Source organism: Desulfovibrio sp. (genome assembly GCF_035644575.1).
Classification (GTDB): Bacteria; Desulfobacterota; Desulfovibrionia; order Desulfovibrionales; family Desulfovibrionaceae; genus Desulfovibrio.
In genome coordinates this window covers 1-20400 of sequence record NZ_DASQOG010000121.1, presented here as the reverse complement: position 1 = coordinate 20400, position 20400 = coordinate 1, and the positions used below count along the sequence as shown (strand labels likewise).

22 protein-coding genes and 1 other RNA gene are annotated in these 20400 nt (G+C 55.2%); 15 read left to right on the top strand and 8 right to left on the bottom strand.

Annotated features, from left to right (window positions below):
• From VEZ52_RS06810 to VEZ52_RS06740, 15 genes are all read left to right on the top strand, one after another.
• Nucleotides 1-283: acyl carrier protein (locus VEZ52_RS06810; protein WP_324836153.1), on the top strand; the 283-nt coding region annotated here is incomplete at its 5' end.
• A 4-nt stretch (nucleotides 284-287) separates the two neighbouring features.
• Complete coding sequence (locus tag VEZ52_RS06805; RefSeq protein ID WP_324836152.1) at nucleotides 288-1019, top strand: lysophospholipid acyltransferase family protein; 732 nt, start codon at nucleotides 288-290, stop codon at nucleotides 1017-1019.
• Between the two features lie 5 nt (nucleotides 1020-1024).
• A complete protein-coding gene (locus tag VEZ52_RS06800; RefSeq protein ID WP_324836151.1) occupies nucleotides 1025-1441 on the top strand; it encodes a hypothetical protein in 417 nt (138 codons plus the stop codon).
• Nucleotides 1431-1868: a 3-hydroxyacyl-ACP dehydratase gene (locus VEZ52_RS06795; protein ID WP_324836150.1), complete on the top strand. Its 438-nt coding sequence runs from the start codon at nucleotides 1431-1433 to the stop codon at nucleotides 1866-1868. The genes VEZ52_RS06800 and VEZ52_RS06795 overlap by 11 nt, the downstream gene beginning before the upstream one ends.
• On the top strand, nucleotides 1868-2593 hold the full coding sequence (locus tag VEZ52_RS06790) for an outer membrane lipoprotein carrier protein LolA (RefSeq protein WP_324836148.1): 726 nt from the start codon (nucleotides 1868-1870) through the stop codon (nucleotides 2591-2593). The genes VEZ52_RS06795 and VEZ52_RS06790 overlap by 1 nt, the downstream gene beginning before the upstream one ends.
• A gap of 175 nt (nucleotides 2594-2768) precedes the next feature.
• A complete protein-coding gene (locus VEZ52_RS06785) occupies nucleotides 2769-4952 on the top strand; it encodes a hypothetical protein (protein ID WP_324836147.1) in 2184 nt (727 codons plus the stop codon).
• A complete protein-coding gene (locus VEZ52_RS06780; RefSeq protein WP_324836146.1) occupies nucleotides 4949-5494 on the top strand; it encodes a hypothetical protein in 546 nt (181 codons plus the stop codon). The genes VEZ52_RS06785 and VEZ52_RS06780 overlap by 4 nt, the downstream gene beginning before the upstream one ends.
• Complete coding sequence (locus tag VEZ52_RS06775) at nucleotides 5491-5856, top strand: hypothetical protein (RefSeq protein WP_324836145.1); 366 nt, start codon at nucleotides 5491-5493, stop codon at nucleotides 5854-5856. Before VEZ52_RS06780 ends, VEZ52_RS06775 begins: the two co-directional genes overlap by 4 nt.
• Nucleotides 5853-6335, top strand: a complete 483-nt coding sequence (locus VEZ52_RS06770; protein ID WP_324836144.1) for an acyl-CoA thioesterase — start codon at nucleotides 5853-5855, stop codon at nucleotides 6333-6335. Before VEZ52_RS06775 ends, VEZ52_RS06770 begins: the two co-directional genes overlap by 4 nt.
• Complete coding sequence (locus VEZ52_RS06765) at nucleotides 6323-7510, top strand: DUF2062 domain-containing protein (protein WP_324836142.1); 1188 nt, start codon at nucleotides 6323-6325, stop codon at nucleotides 7508-7510. Before VEZ52_RS06770 ends, VEZ52_RS06765 begins: the two co-directional genes overlap by 13 nt.
• A complete protein-coding gene (locus tag VEZ52_RS06760) occupies nucleotides 7500-8402 on the top strand; it encodes a lysophospholipid acyltransferase family protein (protein ID WP_324836141.1) in 903 nt (300 codons plus the stop codon). Before VEZ52_RS06765 ends, VEZ52_RS06760 begins: the two co-directional genes overlap by 11 nt.
• On the top strand, nucleotides 8399-8671 hold the full coding sequence (locus VEZ52_RS06755; protein WP_414649507.1) for a phosphopantetheine-binding protein: 273 nt from the start codon (nucleotides 8399-8401) through the stop codon (nucleotides 8669-8671). Before VEZ52_RS06760 ends, VEZ52_RS06755 begins: the two co-directional genes overlap by 4 nt.
• Before the next feature lie 8 nt (nucleotides 8672-8679).
• Nucleotides 8680-9903 carry a beta-ketoacyl-[acyl-carrier-protein] synthase family protein gene (locus VEZ52_RS06750; RefSeq protein ID WP_324836140.1) on the top strand — a complete coding sequence of 408 codons (1224 nt, stop codon included), beginning with the start codon at nucleotides 8680-8682 and terminating at the stop codon, nucleotides 9901-9903.
• Nucleotides 9900-10775: a beta-ketoacyl synthase chain length factor gene (locus VEZ52_RS06745; RefSeq protein WP_324836139.1), complete on the top strand. Its 876-nt coding sequence runs from the start codon at nucleotides 9900-9902 to the stop codon at nucleotides 10773-10775. The genes VEZ52_RS06750 and VEZ52_RS06745 overlap by 4 nt, the downstream gene beginning before the upstream one ends.
• Complete coding sequence (locus tag VEZ52_RS06740; RefSeq protein ID WP_324836138.1) at nucleotides 10775-11986, top strand: AMP-binding protein; 1212 nt, start codon at nucleotides 10775-10777, stop codon at nucleotides 11984-11986. The genes VEZ52_RS06745 and VEZ52_RS06740 overlap by 1 nt, the downstream gene beginning before the upstream one ends.
• 41 nt (nucleotides 11987-12027) lie before the next feature.
• Here the strand turns inward: VEZ52_RS06740 and VEZ52_RS06735 are convergent, their stop codons facing one another.
• The 8 genes from VEZ52_RS06735 to rdgC all read right to left on the bottom strand — a co-directional run.
• Entirely contained in the window at nucleotides 12028-14319 is a 2292-nt protein-coding gene (locus VEZ52_RS06735) for a hypothetical protein (protein WP_324836137.1), read from the bottom strand.
• Nucleotides 14320-14519: 200 nt separating this feature from the next.
• Nucleotides 14520-14899, bottom strand: a transfer-messenger RNA (tmRNA) gene (gene ssrA, locus VEZ52_RS06730).
• 47 nt (nucleotides 14900-14946) lie between these two features.
• Entirely contained in the window at nucleotides 14947-15483 is a 537-nt protein-coding gene (locus VEZ52_RS06725) for a hypothetical protein (RefSeq protein WP_324836136.1), read from the bottom strand.
• Between the two features lie 230 nt (nucleotides 15484-15713).
• Nucleotides 15714-17318, bottom strand: a complete 1605-nt coding sequence (locus VEZ52_RS06720; RefSeq protein ID WP_324836135.1) for a DNA repair protein RecN — start codon at nucleotides 17316-17318, stop codon at nucleotides 15714-15716.
• A gap of 77 nt (nucleotides 17319-17395) precedes the next feature.
• A complete protein-coding gene (locus VEZ52_RS06715) occupies nucleotides 17396-18232 on the bottom strand; it encodes an ABC transporter permease (protein WP_324836134.1) in 837 nt (278 codons plus the stop codon).
• Nucleotides 18232-19263, bottom strand: coding sequence for an ABC transporter permease (locus tag VEZ52_RS06710; protein WP_324836133.1), 1032 nt, complete (start codon nucleotides 19261-19263; stop codon nucleotides 18232-18234). The genes VEZ52_RS06715 and VEZ52_RS06710 overlap by 1 nt, the downstream gene beginning before the upstream one ends.
• A 9-nt stretch (nucleotides 19264-19272) precedes the next feature.
• A complete protein-coding gene (locus VEZ52_RS06705) occupies nucleotides 19273-19800 on the bottom strand; it encodes a hypothetical protein (protein ID WP_324836132.1) in 528 nt (175 codons plus the stop codon).
• A gap of 18 nt (nucleotides 19801-19818) precedes the next feature.
• Nucleotides 19819-20400 (bottom strand): recombination-associated protein RdgC (rdgC, locus tag VEZ52_RS06700; protein WP_324836131.1); only part of this gene is annotated, 582 nt, incomplete at its 5' end.

Below are 20400 nucleotides of genomic sequence, written 5' to 3'. Positions count from 1 at the left end.
ATGTTGGGAAAGAATGAACGATAATAAAATTAGAGAGACGATTGACGCGGCCTTGAGTGAAGAATTTGAATTGTCCCCGGATCAGCTTGTTCCTACAGCGCATATCAAGGAAGACCTCGGGCTTGATAGCCTTGATATCGTGGATATGGTCATTGTGCTGGAAAAGGCCTTCAACTTCAAATTGCAAAACAAAGAGTCCCTGGTAAAAATTCAGACACTTGGGGACATTTATGCATTCATTGAGGCCTTGCGCGATGAAGGAACCGTCAAGGCGGAACAGTAATATTGTGTCAAACATTGCCATAAGTGCAATTTTTGTTTGCTGGACACTTGTTATTTTGCCTTTAACACTGTGCATTGCCGCGTTGCACACGGTTTTTCCCGGTGCCATGTGCGCGGTCAATCGGCGGTATATCTGGCTTTATGGTCGCTCTACGCTGTTTTTTTTGCGGCCTTGGCTGCCGGTGCGCATTCGCAACGCACATATGGCAGTGGAGTATCCTGGGTCGGTTGTTGTGTGCAACCATCAGTCTTTTTTGGATATTTATCTGCTTGCGGCGCAGGATCAGGCCAATGTGTGCCTGATAACCAAAAGCTGGCCCTTCCGGTTGCTCTTTTTCTTTGCGCCCACCATGCGCAGCGCGGAATATATTGATGCGCAGAGCCTGTCCGCAGAACAGGTCGAGGCTTTGTGCCTTGAACGTCTGCGGGATGGGGTTACTCTGGTGATTTTTCCAGAGGGCAGCCGTACCCGCACTGGTGCTCTGGGAAAGTTCAGGGCTGGTGCTTTCCACGTTGCTGTCAAGGCTGGTCGCCCTGTGCTCCCCTTGCTTATTCATAACAGCTTCCAGGTGTTTCCTCCTGGTGCCAAGGGCTTTCATCCTGCTACCATCCATATGGAGTTTCTTGATCCGGTATGGCCACAAGACTTTGCCGGAGAACTTTTACCGCATCGCGCCATGATGCGGTATGTCAGAAACCTTTATGTAAAACATCTAACGTGTGTGACAGGAGAGTAACTGTAATGAAAAAATATTTTTTGCTTACCGTGCTGGTGATGACTCTTGCAGCCATTGGCTGCCGTTTTGGCCAGCCTGTTGGCACCTTTGCCTATGACTTCCCCTCTGCTGAAGCCAGCAAGAATATTTCTGAAAAAAAGATGCACGATGCTATCGTCAAATCCTGCGCTGATACCGGCTGGCGTGTTTCTGAACCTTCCCCCAATACCATTGAAGCCACAATCATGGTGCGCAATAAGCACACTGTGGTGGTGTCCATCCCCTATACGGCCACGCATTACAGCATAAACTACAAGGCCAGCACCAACATGGAATACAAGGCCAAGAGTGACGGCAGCGCTTCCATCCACCCCAATTACAACAAGTGGGTGGGCATTCTTGACAAGGCCATCCGTCGGAATGTGGCGAGCAGTGAATACTGATTTGCAACAGTCTCTTACAGCCTTTGTGCCGCACCGTACCCCCATGCTTCTTCTGAGCGGGCTTGAAAGTTTTAGCTCGGAAGAAGCGCGGGCAACGGCGGCAGTGCGGGAAGATAATCCTTTTCTGCTGCCTGACGGCAAACTTGAGCGCGTTGCCTATGCGGAGATCATGGCGCAGTGTTTTGCAGCCGGGGCCGGGGCCAGCCTGCTTGCCGCAGGCGGTGCCTGCGCGGGCTGGGGCTACCTTGCCGCCTTGCGCGATGTGACCGTGCATGCAGATGCACATGTGGGGCAGCGCCTGGAGGTCTTTGTGCGCGTCTCAGCCAGACTTGGCGAAATTGCGGTGGTTGACGGCGAGGTGCACGCCGAGGGGCAGCTGCTGGCCACCGGGCAGTTCAAGATATTTATGCCGGAGGAAACGGCCTGATGCGTTCATCTGTGGGCCTGCTGCTCTTGGCTGGTATTATGGCTTTTACCGTGCTGCCCACTTTTGCATTTGCGCAGGAGCAGCCGCTTTCAAGCGCCGAGGCTCTGCTTGATGCTGCCGCACTGCAAAGCGCCGGCATTGCCAGCTTGAGCGCAGATTTTGTGCAGGAAAAATCCATGGCCGTACTGGCCCGCCCCATGACTTCGCAAGGGTATTTTTGCCTGCGCCGGGGCAGCCATGAAGGCAATGCCCCAGCGCGTGCAGCCAGCAAGGATGACAACGGCTTTGAAACCGCCGACAGCCTGCTTTGGGCGTATACCCGTCCTCTTGCCTCTGGCTTTATTTACAAGCATGGAAGGGGGGCATTGTGGGAAGGCTCACCGGAAGCAACGCGTCCTGCCAATGAGCGGGAATCCACTGTTATTACAGCGATAATCCGGAATATTCTGGACTGGATCAGCATTGATCCTGCTGCCCTGCGCGCCTCCTACAGGCTTGAGCGCCCGCAGGCCGACAAACCCATGCTTCTGCTGTATCCCCTTCGCCAGTCTTTTTTTGCAAAGCTTGAAGTAACCTTTGCTGATGATCTCAAGAGCGTGCGCCAGTTGACCTTTGCAGAACGTAACGGCGATACGGTGCGCATTGCCTTTAAACAAACTCGGGTCAACGAGGCCTTGCCAGCGCCCTGCGCCGTGCTTGGAGTAGCGGGGAGCGGTGGTCAGTAGGCCTATGGGCAAGCCTTTCATTGTCAGGCTTCATTGCTGGATACGCTCACACAAGATTCTGGGATTCAGCCTGGTTCTTGTTTGTTGGGCGGTTTTTGCCTTGCTGGCTGCCCGAATACAGCCAGATTCCAGCAGCTTGGCCTTTTTTCCCGACGATGCGCCGCAGGTGCGCCGCATGGCCAAAGCCCTGGATGTTTCCCCGGCTTCTGGCCTGCTGTTTATTGATCTTTCCACAGAGCGCCACGGCGGAAAGTATGCGCTGGCAGGCGCTGCCGACGCCATCGTGGGCGATCTGCCGCGGGATATGGCTGAGAGAGTGGGGGCCGTGGGCATGCCCGATGCCCAGGCGCTCATGGCTCTGCTGCCGTATTTTATGGATGATGCCACGTTGGCCCAACTGCAACAGGCAGCTGATGCCCCGCAGATTGATGCCGCCGTGCGCTCGGCTCATGACAATCTGAACAGCCTCCTAGCCGCTGGCCCTGCGCAGGACTGGCTGCGGGCCGATCCGCTGAGCTTGCGCCGGTTTGTGCTTTCACGCCTGCCAGCAGAGCATGCCGGGGCCATGCCCGACCCTGTGCTGGGCTACCCCGTGAGCGCGGACGGCAAACACCTGTTGCTGGTGCTGCGGCCAGCCCATTCCCTGCACGATGTCAGCGCCGCCGCTCAGTTGATGAACGCAATCCATGCCGCCATGCAGAAATATCTTGCCCCGGATATGCAGGGCCTTGTGGTGGGCGGGCACCGGCACAGCGCTGTCAATGCGCAGGTTATCCAGCGCGATGTGACCAATATCGTCTTTTTTTCCATGCTGGGATTTGTGCTGGTGTACGCCTTGCTGGTGCGCTCGCGCGGCGCCCTGTGGCTTATGCTTGTGCCTGCGTTTGCAGCCAGCTTCGCCCTGGGCGGCATGACCCTGCTCACGCCAGCACTCTCCGGGTTGGCTCTGGGTTTTGGCGCGTCCGTACTTGGCGTGGCGGAAGACTACGCCGTGCATATGCATTTTGCCCTGCGCAGCGGCGACTCAACAGAAAATGTGCTGGAGCATATTACGCCGCCGCTGTTTCAGGGGTATCTGGTCAATGCTTCCGGATTTGCTGTATTGCTGCTTTCGGGCATCCCGGCGGTACGCCAGCTGGCCCTGTTTGCCCTTCTGACCTTGAGCGCGGGCTTTGCGCTGGCCGTTGTTGTGCTCCCCGTGTGCCCCTGGTTCAATACGCCGCCCCTGCCTGTGCGCAAGGAAAATACAGCGCCGCGTCAGCCTGTGCCCCTACGTGTTTTTGCATGTGTTTTTGGATTGTTGCTGCTGTGCTACGCCTTGTTTTCCATCGTGCGCGTGGATGTTTCGCCCCGCACCATGGGGGCGGATATGGCGCAATTGCAGCAGGACGGCGAGAAGCTCAAGGCCATTTGGGGATCGCGCGACAGCAACATCCTCGTGGTCGAAGGGCCAACAACGGACGCAGTCCTTGCCAATGGCCGCGCTGTAGCGCAGGCCCTGCGCGTTCTGGAACCGGAAAACAAGATCGGTACCCTTACCGATGTGTGGCCTTCGCCAGAGCAGGCGCAGGCCAACGTGCAACGGTGGGAAGCCTTTGCAAAAGCTGAAGGGCCGCGTGTTCAAACCCTTTTGACATCTGACGCGCAGCGTTACGGATTCACCGCAGAAGCCTTTGCCCCCTTTGCGCAGTTGCTTGAACGCCCGGTGGCGGACTTTGATCCGGCAGTGCTGCGCGCCGCAGGCCTTGGCGAGATGATCGATGTATTTTTGCATGCGCCGCAAGCTGATGACCACACGGCTCGGCTTTTGCTCTTTACCAGTAAAAAGGCGGATGTGAGCCGTCTGGAACCTGCTCTCGCCGCGCAAACTATGGCGTTGGCCCCCGGTGAACTTGAAACTACGCTGTTGCAGCAGCTTGATATGGAAAAACGGCTTGTGCCCCTGGCCTGGATGGCCTGCCTGGCGCTTCTGTTTTTATACTTCCGCGATGCGCGGCGAACCTTGCTTGCATCTTTGCCACCGTTGTGTTCCGTTGCATGTATACTTGCGTGGATGTCCATCACCAGCCACCCCCTGACATTGGCGGGCATGGCGGCAATGCCGCTGGTGCTTGGCCTTGCGGCAGATCACGGTATTGTGGTCACGCACGATCTTGTCAGCGGGGTGAAAATGGGTGTGGAACGGGCTGTTGTTGTATCTTCTCTCACCACGTTCACGGGTATGGGACTGTTGGCTCTTGCGCAACACCCGGCCCTTAAAGCTATGGGTGAAGTAATTTTCTGGGGTTTGATTGTGGAGGTTCCTGTGGCCTTGTGGCTTTTGCCCAGACTCTGCCGCACGCAAGGAAAACAGGCATGAAGGCCATACGTTACATAGGATTGCTGCTGATGTTGGGGCTTGTTGCCGCTTGCGGCGCACAGCGCACAATGCAGTTGCCGCCGCTTCAGGCAGGCCAGCAGAAAGGTTCTCTGGTAGCGCAGTTCGGCGCGCGGCTGACCATTGCCGGGCAGAGCGCGCCTGTGCAGGGCGAAGTGCAAATGACTGAAGCGGGCGGGAGCATAGCCCTTATCCTCCCGCACGGCAGAACTCTGGGCGTGTGCACGTACAGCCCGGATGTTCCATCAGACAGTGGAGCAAAGGGCGCAGCAGGCGCGCAGCCAGTAAAAATGCAATGTACCCCGGCTGAGGGTATGGGCAGGGAGGCCGCCAGCCTGTTGTTCCGTACTGGCGTGGCCGTATACAGAATTTTGCCTGCTCTCGGTCAGGATGCTGTGCCGAATCTTGAGGGCAAAGGCTGGAAGGCCCGGTTCAGCCCCACAGCTGATGGTTTGAATGGCATATATAGTGAGCAGGATGGAATGACCATCGACATGTATTTTGTGGAGATTTCGCATTTATGAGCATGATGCGTCGTGCCGTCTTGCAAGCGGCCAGCCAGTTGGAACATCTGCCCGAGCAGGGCGCGTGGCGGCAGAGCTTTTGTTTTGCGGCAGACAGTGCGGTGTTTGCCGGGCATTTCCCTGGGCATCCAGTGTTACCCGCTGTGGTTCAGGTGCTCATGGCTCAGGTTGCACTTGAAGCAATGGGGCATTCCGCTGACCTGGCCTGTGTGCCGCAGGCAAAATTTCTTGCGCCGCTTGGGCCGGATGTGGATATTTTGCTGACCTTGAGCAAGGGGCGGCGCGAAGGGCGCTGGGAATGCACCTTACAGAGCGGTGAAACCCTGGCAGCCCGCATACTGTTGGAGGTTGCTGCCCTATGAGCCTGCACCGCGCTTCACGTCCCCGCCGCCGTTGCGCGCCGGAAGTGCCTTCTCTCTGCGTCAGCGTTCAACGAACTGTGCGCTTTGAAGAAGTGGATGCCGTGCGCTTCATGTGGCATGGCCGCTATGCCAGTTGGCTTGAGGATGGCCGGGAAGCCATGGGTCGCGCCTATGGCCTGAGCTATCTGGATTTTCGTGATAATGGCGTTGTGGTCCCGCTCAAGCTTTTTCATCTGGATTTTCACCATCCGTTGCTCTACGGCCAGACATACACCATCCACGCGGAGCTGTTCTGGAATGAGGCCGCAGTGATGGATTTTGAATACCGCATTCAAGACGCGGACGGCCTTGTGACCACCACAGCCAGCACAACCCAGCTTATGCTTGATCTGGACGGCAAACTGCTCATGGAGCCGCCGGCCTTTTACCGGGAATTCTGCGCCCAGTGGCGTCAGGGCAAGGTCGCATGCCGCCAGTAATTGCCGTGGTCATTCCGGTGTACAACCACCGTGAAGGCCTGCGCGATGTGGTGCAGCGCGCCCTGAACCAGTGCGGCACGATCATTGTGGTGGACGACGGTTCTACAGACGGCAGTGCTGATCGTCTGGATGGCTTGCCCATTACCCTGGTGCGCCTGCCCCGCAACGGCGGCAAGGGTGCGGCCCTGCTGGCTGGCGCGGCTGAGGCCGCACGGCTAGGCGCAACGCATATGATTACGCTGGATGCCGACGGGCAGCATTACCCGGAGGATATCCCCTTTTTTTTGCAGGCCATTGCGCAGCATCCCAACGCAATCATTGTGGGCTGCAGAAATTTTAATGTACCGCATGTGCCGGGGTCGTCCCGTTTTGGCAGGGCGTTTTCCGCATTCTGGATGCGCGTGCAGACAGGGGAGCGGGTGCGCGACATGCAAAGCGGGTTTCGCGTCTATCCTTTGCGCGTGCTGGACTGCCTGAAATTCACGGAACCGGGCTACGCTTTTGAGGTTGAAGTGCTGGTCCGCGCCGCATGGGCCGGATTTGACGTGCGCGAGATTGATATTCGCGTGTATTATCCGCCGAGGGAAGAACGCGTATCGCATTTCAAGGCGCTCAAGGACAATGTGCGTATTTCTCTGCTGAACACGCGGCTGACCATCCGAGCCTTGGTGCCTGTGCCCTTTCGCCAGCACAGCGTGGACGAGCAGGGCCGCATATCCTTGCTGCACCCCATGGATTCCCTGCGCCGTCTGCTTGCAGACAGGGCCACTCCGTGGCAGCTGGGGCGTTCCGCTGCTGTTGCCATAGCGGTTTCCACGCTGCCTTTGCCGGGTTTGCAGAGTATTCTGCTTTTACTGTGCATTGGCTGGCTGCGGTTGAACAGGCTTTGCGCGCTGGCCATGATCCCGCTCACGTGGCCCCCATTTGTGCCGGGCCTTGGGGTTTTGCTTGGCTACAGGCTGCGCAGGGGCAGTTGGTTGACGGAATTTTCTGTGCAGACCCTCGGCTATGAAGCTCCCCAGCGCATACTCGACTGGTTTGTAGGTGCGCTTGTTCTTGCCCCGGTGCTGGGCCTGCTTGCAGGGGCCGTGGTGGGCGCGCTGGCCTATCTTGCGGCGCGCGGCATGACGCGCATGCGGCAAGAGGGCGGCAACGGGGGCAGCCATGCAGAATAAGCGACCAGTGGCCGCCGCGCTTGGTTCCCGGCTTCAGTACGGTTTTTTTGAAGTACTGGTGCGCTGCCGGATGGTCTTTGCAGCGCGAATGGTACTGGCCTTTGTTGTATTGTATTATGCCATGCTGCCCCATGTGCGCCAGCGCTGCGCGGCCTATATTGACCGCCGCTTTCCCCTCGCCGGAGCCTTGAGCAGGTTTGTGCATGCCTACCGCCTGTATCTGAATTTCGGGCAGGTATTGCTGGACAGGATGATTGCCGGGGTTACCGGGCGGTTTCCTTTTTGCGAAACGGACCAGCATGTGCGGCAGCGATTTGCCGAGGCAGGGGCCAACCCGCATGGCTGCATTGTGCTGACCGCCCACATTGGCGCATGGCAGGTGGGCATTGCGGGGCTGGAGCAGTTTGACCGCCCGGTGAACGTGGTGCAGTTGCACAATCCCGAGGATCAGGGCAAACACTACTTCCAGCATGGTAAGGGCAGGCCGTTCAAGATCATTGATTCGGCGGACCCTGTGGGTTCCATGGTCGAGGCTGCGGCAGCGCTGCGGCGCGGCGAAGTTGTCTGCCTTATGGGCGACCGGCTGCACGGTACACGTCAGGCCGGGCAGGGCGTTGAGGTCATGTTTATGGGGGGGAGCATCCGCATCCCTGCCAGCGCTTACGCGCTGGCTTCCGTCACGGGGGCGGAACTGCTCATGCTTTTTACCGTGCGGGAAAAAGGCGTCACAAGGGTTTTTAAGGCAGAGCGGCTGGCGGTTCCTGCTGGTTTGCCGCGCCGCGATGTTTCTGTTTTTCAGCCGTATGCGCAGCAGTTTGCCGCAGCTCTGGAGACTGTTGTGGAACGGCACCCGTACCAGTTCTTTAATTTTTACGATATGTGGTCGCAATGATGACAAAAAACGAAATGGAATCCGCCCTGAAAACGGCAATTATTGATGGCCTGCGCCTTGAAGACGTTACCGTGGAAGACATTGATTCCTCGGCCCCGTTGTTTGGTGATTCCGGCCTGATGCTGGACTCGCTGGACGCGGTGGAACTTGTGGTCGTGGTTGAAAAGCATTTTGGCGTAGCCATTGCTGATGCCGAAGAAGCCCGCAAGGCCTTTACCTCAGTGAGCGGCCTTGCAGACTTTATCTGCGCCCGCAAAGCGCAGGCGTGAGAAAAGCAATGCAGCACGGTTCAGGCGTTGTTGTAACAGGCATGGCCTGTCTGTGCGCGGCGGGTGACAGCCCGGCTGCGGTTCTGGATGGCCTGCAAAGCGGGCAGGGCGGGCTTGTTTCGGCTAGTGTGCTGGACAGCCGGGCCTTGCCATATCCGTTTTTCGGGCTTGCTGAAAAGCACTTTCCCGGCGGCCGCAAGCATTCCGCGCAGGATACCCTTACGCTCGCAAGGGCCGTGTGCCACAGCGCGCTGGTCGAGGCCGCACTGCCCCGGCATCTGCTGCGTGAGGCGGGCGTTGTACTTGGCACGACCGCCGGGAGCGCATCGCACTTTCTGGAGTCTTACGCCGCCAGCCGTGGAACCACGCCAGAGCAGGCTGCTGCATCGGCATCAGCATCATTTGTATGCTCCTGCGCAAATGGGGCTGACCGTGACGACTACTTTAGCGCCAATCTTGCGCTGGTGATGGACGTGGAGGCCCACGGCCCGCGGCTTACCGTTACCGATGCCTGTACATCCGGCGCGGACGCCATTGGTCTGGCAATGGATCTCATCACCACAGGCCAGTGCCAATGCGTGCTTTGCGGCGGCGCAGATGCCCTGAGCCTCGTGCCTCATACGGGTTTTGCGCGGTTGATGATATATTCCGACCAGCCCTGCCGCCCCTTTGACCGCGACCGCAAAGGCCTGAACCTTGGCGAAGGCGCAGCCGCGCTTGTTCTGGAAAGCGCCGAGCATGCCCGCGCGCGCAATGCCGCAGTGCTCGGGCATGTGCTGGGCTACGGCAACGCCTCCGACGCGCACCATTTTACCGCGCCGCATCCTGAAGGGCGGGGGCTGGCATTCGCCATCGGCTCGGCTCTGGATCAGGCTGGCCTCACAGCGGCAGATATGGCCTTTGTGAACGCGCATGGCACGTCTACCCGCGAGAACGACAAGGTTGAAGGGCGGCTTTTGCGCACCCTGTTGCCGGGGGTGCCCGTATGGGCCAGCAAGGGCGGCACGGGGCACACTCTCGGGGCTGCTGGCGCGCTGGAAGCCGTGCTGACGCTCGCGGCCCTGCGCAACGGCACGGTTCCGGCCTCGCCGGGTTTTTTCAATATTGACCCTGAAATAGGTTTTGCGCCCACGCAGAGCGCCCTTGCGGCATCGTCGCCATTTGCGCTTTCAACCTCGCTGGGTTTTGGCGGCGGCAATGCCGCTCTGGTTCTGGGGAGGGTGAAGCCATGAGCAGTGCAGCGCTTTCTGTGGCGGGAACCGGGCTTGTGCACAGTATCGGCGGCAAGGATGCCCTTGCTGCCATACAGCGAGGGCAAGCGCCTGCAATATCTGCCCCCGATATTTCTCCTCTCGCGGCATTGTTGCCGGGCGTGTCGCTGCGCCGCATTCCCCGATATGCGCGTATGGCGCTTCTGGCCTGTGTGCAGGCTCTGGATGCGGCGGGCTGGCGACAAAAAGAACTCCTGCACCGTACAGCTCTTGTGTTTGGCACGGCCTACAGCAGCTCGCAAATGAGCATGGACTTTATGGATTCCATTCTGGACAACGGGCCGCATCTTTCCTCGCCAACGGCCTTTTCGCATGCCGTCAACAATATGGGCGCGGGCCTGCTCAGCCTGCTGCTTGGCATTGAGGGGCCGTGTTTTACCATTTCGCAGTTTGAGCTTTCTTTTGCCGGTGCCGTGAGCACGGCGGCAGCCCTGCTGGGTGCGGGGCGGGCCGAGAGGGTGCTGCTGTGCGCGGTGGACGAAATCGACAGCCGTTTTTCCCGCTGCTGCCCGGAATATTTAAGCAGCAAGTACCCCCAGACGGAAGGGGCCGTTGCCCTGTGTCTGGGCAGGCAAGCTGCGGGTGCGTCCTCGTTGCGGGTGCGGTGGGGGCAACAGCCGGAAGCGGGCGGCCCTGTTTTTGCCTCGGGTGCCGCATCCGGGCCGGGCTGGACAAATCATGAACATCTGTACGGTCATGGGCCGCTGGCGCAGGCTCTGGATGTGATGCTGGCCCTGGACATACCGCAGACGACTAGGTCTGGAGCTGTTAACTGCGTCTGCACTGCGGCTGCAAGCGGCAGACAGGCATTAATCGAAGTGCGGGGTGCGTAATGGAATCCTGGCCGCTAGAGCGGATTGCAATTCTTGATTTCAGGGCTGTTACGGCGATTGTGCAATCCGTGGCGCAGGCAGAGTTGAGCCAGCGCAATCCGCTGAGCTTTGAGGCGCGCGCGCCGCACGAGTTTGCATCCATGCGGTGGGAATCGCTTGGGCTTGATGCCACTGCGCTGGAAAACATGGCGCAGCGCTGCAACGCCATGTTTCACACCACTGCGGCAGCGCCCGAGGTTGGCGGGCTGTGCGGCGATTTTTCGCAACAAGTTTTGCAGCAGTGGGAAAACAGCGACCGTTCGCTCACGTTTTTTACTTCCGGCTCAACAGGCAAGCCCAAGCCCTGCACGCATAAGGAAAGCCACATCCGGCAGGAAGTGACCAGTCTGGCACCCATTGTGGCGGACAGAACCTCGGCGCTGATCGCCGTCCCCATGCATCATATGTACGGTTTTACGTTTGGCTTGCTGTTGCCCCTGAGCCTCGGGGTGCCCATCCGCAGCGTGCCGCCTTTGCCGACAATGGTTGAGGCGCAAATGCGCCCCGGCGATCTTGTTATCAGCATACCCCTGTTGCTGTCGCGCCTTGTGGATATGCGGGGATGGCAGGCCTCCAGCTCGGAGGCGGGGCAGGGGATTACCCTGCTGACCGGCACATCGCCCACGCCGCCCGAGGTGATGTACGCGCTGGAGCGTCAGGGTTTTCGCGTGCTGGAATTTTTTGGCTCGTCAGAGATGGGTGTGGTTTGCGGCCGCTTTGAGCCGGAAGCCGATTATGAACTGTTGCCGCATGTGGCGCGGGGGGAAGGGGAGCACGGCAACGCGCTGGTGCGCTGCTTGCCGGATGGCGTGGTGCAGCATTACCCGCTGATGGATAACGTAACCTGGACAGGCCAGCGGCACCTGCGACCGGGTGCGCGTATCGACAAAGCCGTGCAGGTGGGCGGCATCAATGTGTTTCCCCAGTATGTGGCCTCGGTCATCGAGCGCTACGAAGGGGTAAAACAGTGCCTTGTGCGGCTGATGCGGCAGGACGAGGGATACAGACTCAAAGCCTTTGTGGTGCCGCAGCAGGGTTATGACGTGTCAGCCCTGCACAAGGAGCTGATACTGCATGCCCGCCGTGAACTGAGCGACGTGCAACGCCCCGGTGCCTATACCTTTGGGCCGGATATCCCTCGTGGCCCGCTTGGCAAGCCCATGGATTGGTAGGGGGAATCTGAGAGAAAAATACTTTTCTGCAAGCGGATAAATTATCCAAATTTTGCAGTTAGAAAACCTTCGAATAATCCACGAATATCTTGATCTCCGGGGCTGTAATGGCCGCTGGAACTACTACTGGTACTCTCGTTCCGATAGAAACTAGAGGCGATATTATTTAAATCTGTATAGTTAATAATATCTAAAGCATCTTGATTACTAATCGGGGTAACGAGTTCAGAAGTTTCATTTATAATAAGAGATGCAAGTGCGTCTTTGTCAATTGAATAGGATTCATCGATTTCTTCATCGTAGACAGAGCTTTCATCTTCTGTAAAATTTTCTATATTTTCAGTAGCGAATTCTTCTATTTTTTCATATTTCCATAGGTCGAGAAGGTTTCCATAAAATTTTTCATTAATATCATTAGAATGAAAATCTAGTGGATATTCTAATAATAGTGATGATAATATTTCTAATTCATTGTATTCAATTTCACAGTCTAGAATCGCTATAAATAGGTTGTAAACATCCATTTTACTGCAAGAAGAATAACACAATGAAAGTATTTTTGAACAGAATTCTAATGTTTCGCATGTAATATTTTTTAAAGTTGCAATGAGTTTGCATGTATCATTGATTGAAAAATGACCATATATAGATATGAATGTTTCAGAGTCTAACAAATTTCCAAGTCGAATATATTTGATATCGGAACATAGGTCATTCTTGTTGACTTTAGAGCAAATTAATTTAGCAACGTTTTCTGATATGTCTTGGTGATGAAATGTTGCTCTTTCAAGGAAACCAATTCCATCATCGCTTTCATAAAGTGAAATAATGTCTGCAATATGACTGTAATTTTTAGAATACTGTGAAATAATAAAATCTGATATAGAGGGGTTGAATAGTGAGAAAATAATTTCTTCTTTATTTAATTTTATTATAATAGTTTTTTTAACGAAAGAACGAATGAGTATGGATATGATAAAGTCAAATTCTTTAGAAATACTTGAATTGTTGAGAATGAGGTTTTTCTTCTGAAAATTGTAATAAGCTTCTCTTAAGGGCTGTTCTTTTATGTTTCCATTGCTGAAAACAATTAGATCAACAATGACACGTGCAGAGTTGTCTAATTGCACATAATATGGATGCTTCCATATTTCTTCAGGGTTGTTGAGTGATTTGTTGATAAAATCTAAATATAAATTGGAGTTTTCTAAGTCGACATGGTCACTTGAAGTGATAAATTCAAGTAATCTTGGATTATAATTTCTGTGCAATATTATTTTTAAATAGTTTTCGTCTTCAATGATATATTTTAAGAAATCAATACTTAAATCACTTTTCCATAAAAAACTGTAAAATATTCTCGCCTTATCAATATTGCTGTATTCTGAAATATTAATCAGATATTCTCTTTTCTTGATTTTTCCATTGGAAAATGATGGGCCAACGCGATATCCTTGGTCCAATATCGCAGTTCGTGACGTTAGAATGAATTTTTTGTTGTTAGCTTTAGAAATTATATTGATAAATTGCATGATTTTTGAGTCTTCATTGGTATGAAGTGTCTCAATATAGTTTTTCCCAAGAAAGTCATCAAAGTAAAATACCTGTTTTTCATCATTTGCAAGCGATGAGAAGCCTTCTTCGATATCACTTGTTATTACATATGGACTATAGCCATCGTTAACTATTTCAAGGCAAAGTTGTTCTGCCAAAGTTGTCTTCCCAACTCCTGGGTCACCTGTTATGACGAGAACGTTATTTTCTGTAATTTTTTCTTTGGCTTGAAAATGAGTTTTTGTCTTTACATAGTCAGCGCTCTTTCGCTTGGCTTCTGAAATAAAATGTTGGCTAATATTGGTATTTTTTGTGTTTAAAAAATGTATTAAAGCTGTAGAGCTAGGAATCCATAATTTATTGTAATTTTTTTCTACATCTGGAAATCTTCGTAAAAGGGAGTTAATATCATCTTTTCCGAAAATATCAGTAGGTTTCTTTATAAAAGGACTAAATCCATTTTGAATTTTTTCTTTTTCATATGGCGACAAGGGAACAGATGTGACAAGAATATATTTTTTAATAGTAATTTTGAAAATTTTTGGAAGTTCAACTTTGATTAAGTCGGATAAAAGCTTGCTGAATCCTGATGTTGCATAATGCTTGCTTTGAATTATTATTGGCAGGTCTTCTTCATAGCAAAAAAAACGTCCATCAATACCCATATCTTTACCAAGTTTAAACATTTCTATATGGGTATTAAAGAGCCTACTAAGCAGATCGTTTGCTAGAGTCTGAAATTCATTAGGATTTAAATTAGAAAAATCGTACTGGTTCATTTTATTGCAACTCTTATATTATTGCTATAGATTTGATTGGCGACTCGTTGCTAACATGTTGGCGGTTTATATTTTGCATAAATTAATCAATGTCACTTGCTTCTGCAATATGTTAATGCAAATGATGCTTGATGCTCTAATGTCAAAAAGTGGCTTATACGTCTTATCCAGATCGTATAAGCCACTTTAATTTGTGGGGGTGGTGGAGGCGGGGGGAGTTGAACCCCCGTCCGCGAACTGTCCACACGAAGCATCTACAGGTTTATGTCAGGTATTAATTTCACCGTGGTGGTAGCCCCTGACCGGGCGCATCACGGCAATCTCGCCGGTAAACTCCTCGCGGAAAACCCCGGTGAGCACCAGTTTCCGCCAGCCTGATAAGTGTCGCCATTCAGGGTTATCAGACATGGCCCAGAATGACGTGACCGCCTAAGCGGTCGTTGCCTCGCTGTTTTTAGGCAGCGTAAGCGTAGTCGTAATCGTTGTTGGCAATTACTTTTGTTGCCGCTTTTTACGAGGCCAGCGGCGCCTCGACCTGCCGCTAAGGCTTCCACGTCCCCGTCGAAACCAGTGCGCCCCCATTTGGTCAAGCATTACAATAAGTCGCTTGTTCGACTTTGGCAAGCTCTAACGGATGTAGAAATGCGAGAGCGGTCCCTTAAGGCACATATGGTAGTGCCCAAGCAGGGGATTGGCGTCTTCAACCTGATCGATAATATCATTATGGATCTGGGTCGCCAGTTCTACACCGTGCGAGAGCATGGCCACCTGGGCCATCTGCTTAAAGCTCTTTTGTAAATCCGGCTTGCGCGTGATGATGTCGCACAGCAGGTTGGCGTCGTTGTCGTTGCCTTCAACCACCAGGGTTCCCTCGGACGAAACATACACATGCAGACGGTCTTCGGGCCGGAGGTGGCGTTCTTCAAGCTGCGTGTTCAGCATGTCCATAAAGGCTTCCTGAAGCGCATCAAGCCGCGCTTCAAGCGCCGTAACAAGCCCTTCGCCATCCTTTGCCAGGCTTCGCAAGGCTCTGGCCGATGCTTCGTCCAGGCCCGAAAGCGGTTGCCCCGCAAACTGCCCATGCCGTACATGCGAGGCGGCTTCGGGAGCGCCAGTTTGCATATGGAGCATGGCGCTTATGCAATTATTATTTTCGTTAGTCACATGCTCCCCCTGTGGCTATGGTCAAATTTGCCTTTTCGTTATCTGGGAAAGGTATTAGCAAGATAAGTGCCAGTTCTCATTGCAGCCCTGAAAAAGGGCAAAAAGTTTAGAAAAAGTCAAAAAATTGTCAGAAAGATACGTAGATACTGGCCGCAGCACGATAATGTCGCGGCAAGTATGAAAGAAAAATGCCGCATGGCATTAAACCACACGGCAAATTTTGCAGAGTGCTATTTTTCCAGGCTGCGGGCCAGCGCCTCGCCCTGTTCGCCGCCGCCTGCCATACGCGCAAGCTCGGCGTGGCGGTCTGACTTGTTAAGGGGAGAGCAGAGGGTAAAGGTTTCCCCGTCGCGCACCATCTTAACAATCTGAAAGTGCCTGCGGGCGCGGGCTGCCAGTTGCGGCCAGTGGGTGATAAGCAGCATCTGGCGCGTTTCGGCCAGCGCGTAGAGCTTTTCGGCCAGCTTGTTCAGGGTCATGCCGCCAACGCCTGCATCGACTTCGTCAAATATGAATGTAGCGCCTTCGTCATCCTGCTGCACACTGGCAAGCGCCAGCAAAAAGCGCGAAAGCTCGCCGCCCGAGGCGATTTTATCCAGCGGTTGCGGGGGCTGACCGGGGTTGGGGGCCCAAAGGATGCGCCCGCGCTCGTCCGTAACGCCGGGCCAGATTTCCTGCACGGCAAAATCGGGCAATACCCGCACCTGATCCGAAAAGCCCAACTGGCGCAGTTCGTTTTCCAGCTTGGCCGCAATGGCGGATGCTGCCTCGCGGCGCGCCGGGATAATGCGGGCGGTCACGGCGGCAAGTTCTGCGGCAAGAGCTGCCGCTTCCTTGTTCAGCCGGGTGATGTCCAGGGCGCATACATCAAGGAAGGAAAGGTTCTCGGAAATTTCTTCGCGCAGGGAAAGAATCTCCGGCAGGGTTCTGTGCAGCTTGCGCTTGAGTTGCGCAAGGGCAAACAGGCGCTCTTCCAGATGATCCATGTCGGGCATTTCATCAAGCCCCGGCAGGGTAGGCGGGCGGCGAAGCCTGCCGCCGAGGTGGGCAAGCTGCTGGCGCAGGGCAGCCACGGCGTCGGCATCAGCCTGAAGGGATTCGTCCTCCCGGCACATGCGCTGCAGGAGCTTTTCAAGCTGGCCCAACTGGTCGATCACGCCTTCCTGCTCATCGCCTTGCAGCAAAATGAGCGCCTGCTCGTAATTCTCCTGCTGGTGCTCCATGGAGCGGGCCAGCGCGCGAATTTCTTCCAGTTTTTCTTCTTCGCCTTCTTCGGGAGAAACCTTGTCGATCTCCTGCTGCTGCATTTCAAGCAGCTCGCGCCGTTCGCCCAGCCCGGCCTGACGCTCAAGCAGGGCAGAGCGCTGGGCCGCATTGGCCTGAAGGCGCGCAAGCAGGTCGTCCCGCTGGCGCAGAAGCTCGGGACAGCTCAGGCCGCTTTCCAGCAGTTTGGCCTGAAATGAGGATTGAAGCAGTTTTTGCTGGGCGTGTTGGCTGGTGTGGGCCACAAGGCGATTACGCAGGTCGCGCAGGCTGTCTTGCGAGCGTAGTTCATCGTTGATGTACAGGCGACTGCGGCCTGTCTCCGCCACAATTTCGCGCCGCAGAACCATGTCGGCATCTTTTGTGCTGAACAGGGCCTCTACCTGGGCGCGCTCAGCACCCGCGCGAACCATATCCGCCGAAAGTTTGTCGCCAAGCAGAAAGCCCAGCGCTTTAAGGATAAAGCTCTTCCCCGCCCCGGTTTCACCCGTCAGCACGTTCATGCCGGGCGAAAACTCCAGTTCCATGTCCTCAATGAGGGCCAGATTGCGAATGCGCAGGTATTCAAGCATGGCTTTAACGTATTTTTATGGCGGTTTATGTACTTAATGTAGAACTTTAACTATCTTGGATGCCCTTACATTTCAAACTATTGGCGAAGGCGCGGATCAAAGATATCCCGCAGGCTTTCACCCAGAAGGTTATAGCCCAATACCGTTATCAGGATGGCCAGACCGGGATACACCGACAGCCAGGGCGCGGTTTCAATCACGGCTTTGCCGTCCATGAGCATATTGCCCCAACTGGCTGCGGGGGGCTGCACGCCAAGCCCCAGAAAGCTGAGACTAGATTCTACCAGTATGGCCCCGGCAACGCCCAGTGTAGCCGTTATCAGCACGGGCGCAAGGGCATTGGGCAGTATATGTCGAAACAATATGCCCGCAGTGGATGTGCCAGCCAGCCGCGCGGCGTCGACAAATTCACGCTCGCGCAGGGTAAGCGCCTCTGCGCGCACAAGGCGGGTAACGCCCATCCATGAGGTAAGCCCAATAACCACCATGATATTGGTAAGATTGGGTTCAAGAAAGGCAATAACCGCCAGAATAAGAAAAAATGACGGAAAGCAGAGCATGATGTCAACCACGCGCATGATGCACTCATCCACCCAGCGGCGGAAATAGCCGCTCACGAGGCCAAGAACCGTGCCTATGCTGACCGATATGCCCACAGCTACAAAGCCTACCCACAGCGAAACCCTGCCGCCGTAAAGCAGGCGCGAAAAAACATCGCGCCCAAGGCGGTCTGTGCCCAGCAGAAAGCGGGAGGAGGGCGGCTCCAGAATATTGTCCAGATGCAGGGCGTTGGGGTCAAAGGGCGCAATCCACGGGGCAAGGAGCGCGGCCAGCGACATGGCAAGCACAATGACAAGCCCCAGTGCAAGCATGAGATTGCGGCCAAGCAGCTTTTTGACGGCGCGGGGCAGCATCAGGCGTTGTCCTTTGCGTTGCGGATGCGCGGATCTGCGATCCCGTAGCAGAAATCCGCCAGCAGGTTGCCCGCGAGCGTAAGCACTGCCCCAAGCACCAGATTGCCCATGATCATGGTGTAATCGCGCGCCATGACAGCGCCGTAAAACAACTGGCCCAGCCCCGGCAGGGCAAATATGGATTCAATGATGACGCTGCCGCCGATAAGCCCCGGCACAGAAAGGCCCAGCAGGGTTATGACGGGCAAGAGAGCGTTGCGCAGGGCATGCCGCCAGATAACCGCGCCAGCGCCCAGCCCCTTGGCCTGCGCCGTGAGAATATAATCCTGCCGCAGCACCTCAAGCATGCAGGCCCGCATGTAACGCGACATGCCCGCCAGCCCGCCCACGGTATACACCAGCGTGGGCAAGGCCAGATGCCGCGCCAGATCGCAAAACTTGCCCCAGGCGCTCAACTGCTCGTAATTCATGGATGTAAGGCCGGAAATGGGCAGCCATTGCAGCTCGATGCCAAAAAACATCATGAGCAGCAGGGCCAGCCAGAAGGACGGCATGGCAAAACCCAGAAAAACCAGCACCGTGACGGACTTGTCCAGCAGCGAATTCTGCCGGCAGGCAGAAACAATGCCCACCGGGATGGCAATGAGCAGGGTGAGCACCAGTGAAATAACGTTCATGCCCACGGTGAGGGGCAGGCGCTCAAGAATCTTGGTCAGCACCGGGCGGGAATCGGCAGACATGGAATTGCCGAAATCCAGATGCACGATGCGGGTCAGCCAGTCCCAGTACTGCACATGGAGGGGGCGATCCAGCCCGTAAAGCACCTCAAGCCGCTGACGCGCCGCAGCGCCAGCCAGCGGATTGAGCGTGGTTTCCATATCTGTGGGCGAGCCGGGGGCCAGATGGATGACCCAGAAGCTGATAATGGTGATGCCCCACAGCACAAGCAGCATCCACAACGTTTTGCGTAAAACGTGCAGTAGCGGGCCGGAAAGACGGCCTTTTGCGGCAGATGCGGGCGGGGTGCTCATGAAAAAAGTTTACTCCGTGCGGGTCATCCACTGGCGCATGTCGTCCACTTCCTTCTGCCAGCCAGACGAGAGGCGCAGCTTCAAAAAGCGGGCGTACAGGGCATCCAGCAGGCCGGTGCACACTTCCATAAGATAGAACTTTTCAAGCAAGAGGGCGTCCGGGTCGTCATCGCTGTCGCCCTTGTCGAGCTTGGGGGTCTTGAGGCTGTTGAGGCCGAAATCCTCGGCCTTGAGGCTGACCTGAAAGGCGAGCTCTTCTTTTTCAAGGCGCAGCAGGGCGCGGCTGACCTGTTTGCCGTTGCCAAGGCCAAAGCGGGCCTCGCGGAGAGGGGAGAGCGAGCCAGAAACAGAGGCTGTTTCGCGGGCATCGCCTTCGCCGCCTTCCACCACGATGCGCTGTTCCATGGAAACGGCAAAGGGTGCGCCGTCCTTGTCAGTGAACGCGCCGGGGGCGGTGTCGCTCTGGTACCAGAGCCAGGTCAGAAATTCCTTGCCGAGAATGCTGTCAGTGGATTCGCCAAGATAAGGCATGTTCATGGGGTCTCCGTGCCGTCATCAGGAAAGGGGAGCGAACTGCGTGGGTTCCAGCTTGTCCAGACGGATCAGGCTTTCTTCGTCCAGCATGGAGACCGCCAGATTGTAGGGCGTCAGTTGCTCCAGGTGCAGCTCAAATGTTTTGAGAAACTCTTCCAGGAAGAGGTCGATCATCTTGTTCTGGGTGGACGCAAACCAGACTTCGTTCTTGTCTGTGGCCCAGAGCACGTTGAATTCGCCGGGAACAGGCAAAAAACGGGAGCGCAGGCGCAGCAGCACCTGCTCCTTGAGTTCTTTTTTGCGCTCGCGGGCAATGTAGTTCTTGCCCTGTTCGCCCATGCGTTTTTTTTCTTCCTTAAGGGCAAGGGCAACGTGCTTTTTGACCACACCAGCTGGTATGCGCCGCATATCCAGCCGCAGGGAGAACACGATGTACGCGCCTTTCTGCGGCGGGGCCGTCACCCAGTCAGTATCGAGCATGTCCTCAAAACAGGCCCATCCCTGGCCCTGCATTTCAGGAATATCGTCAATGTCGCGCATGGCGAACTGTTTCAGTTTGTCCAGTATCTGCGGCCAGAGCGTGGCCGGAACAGGATCAAGAAT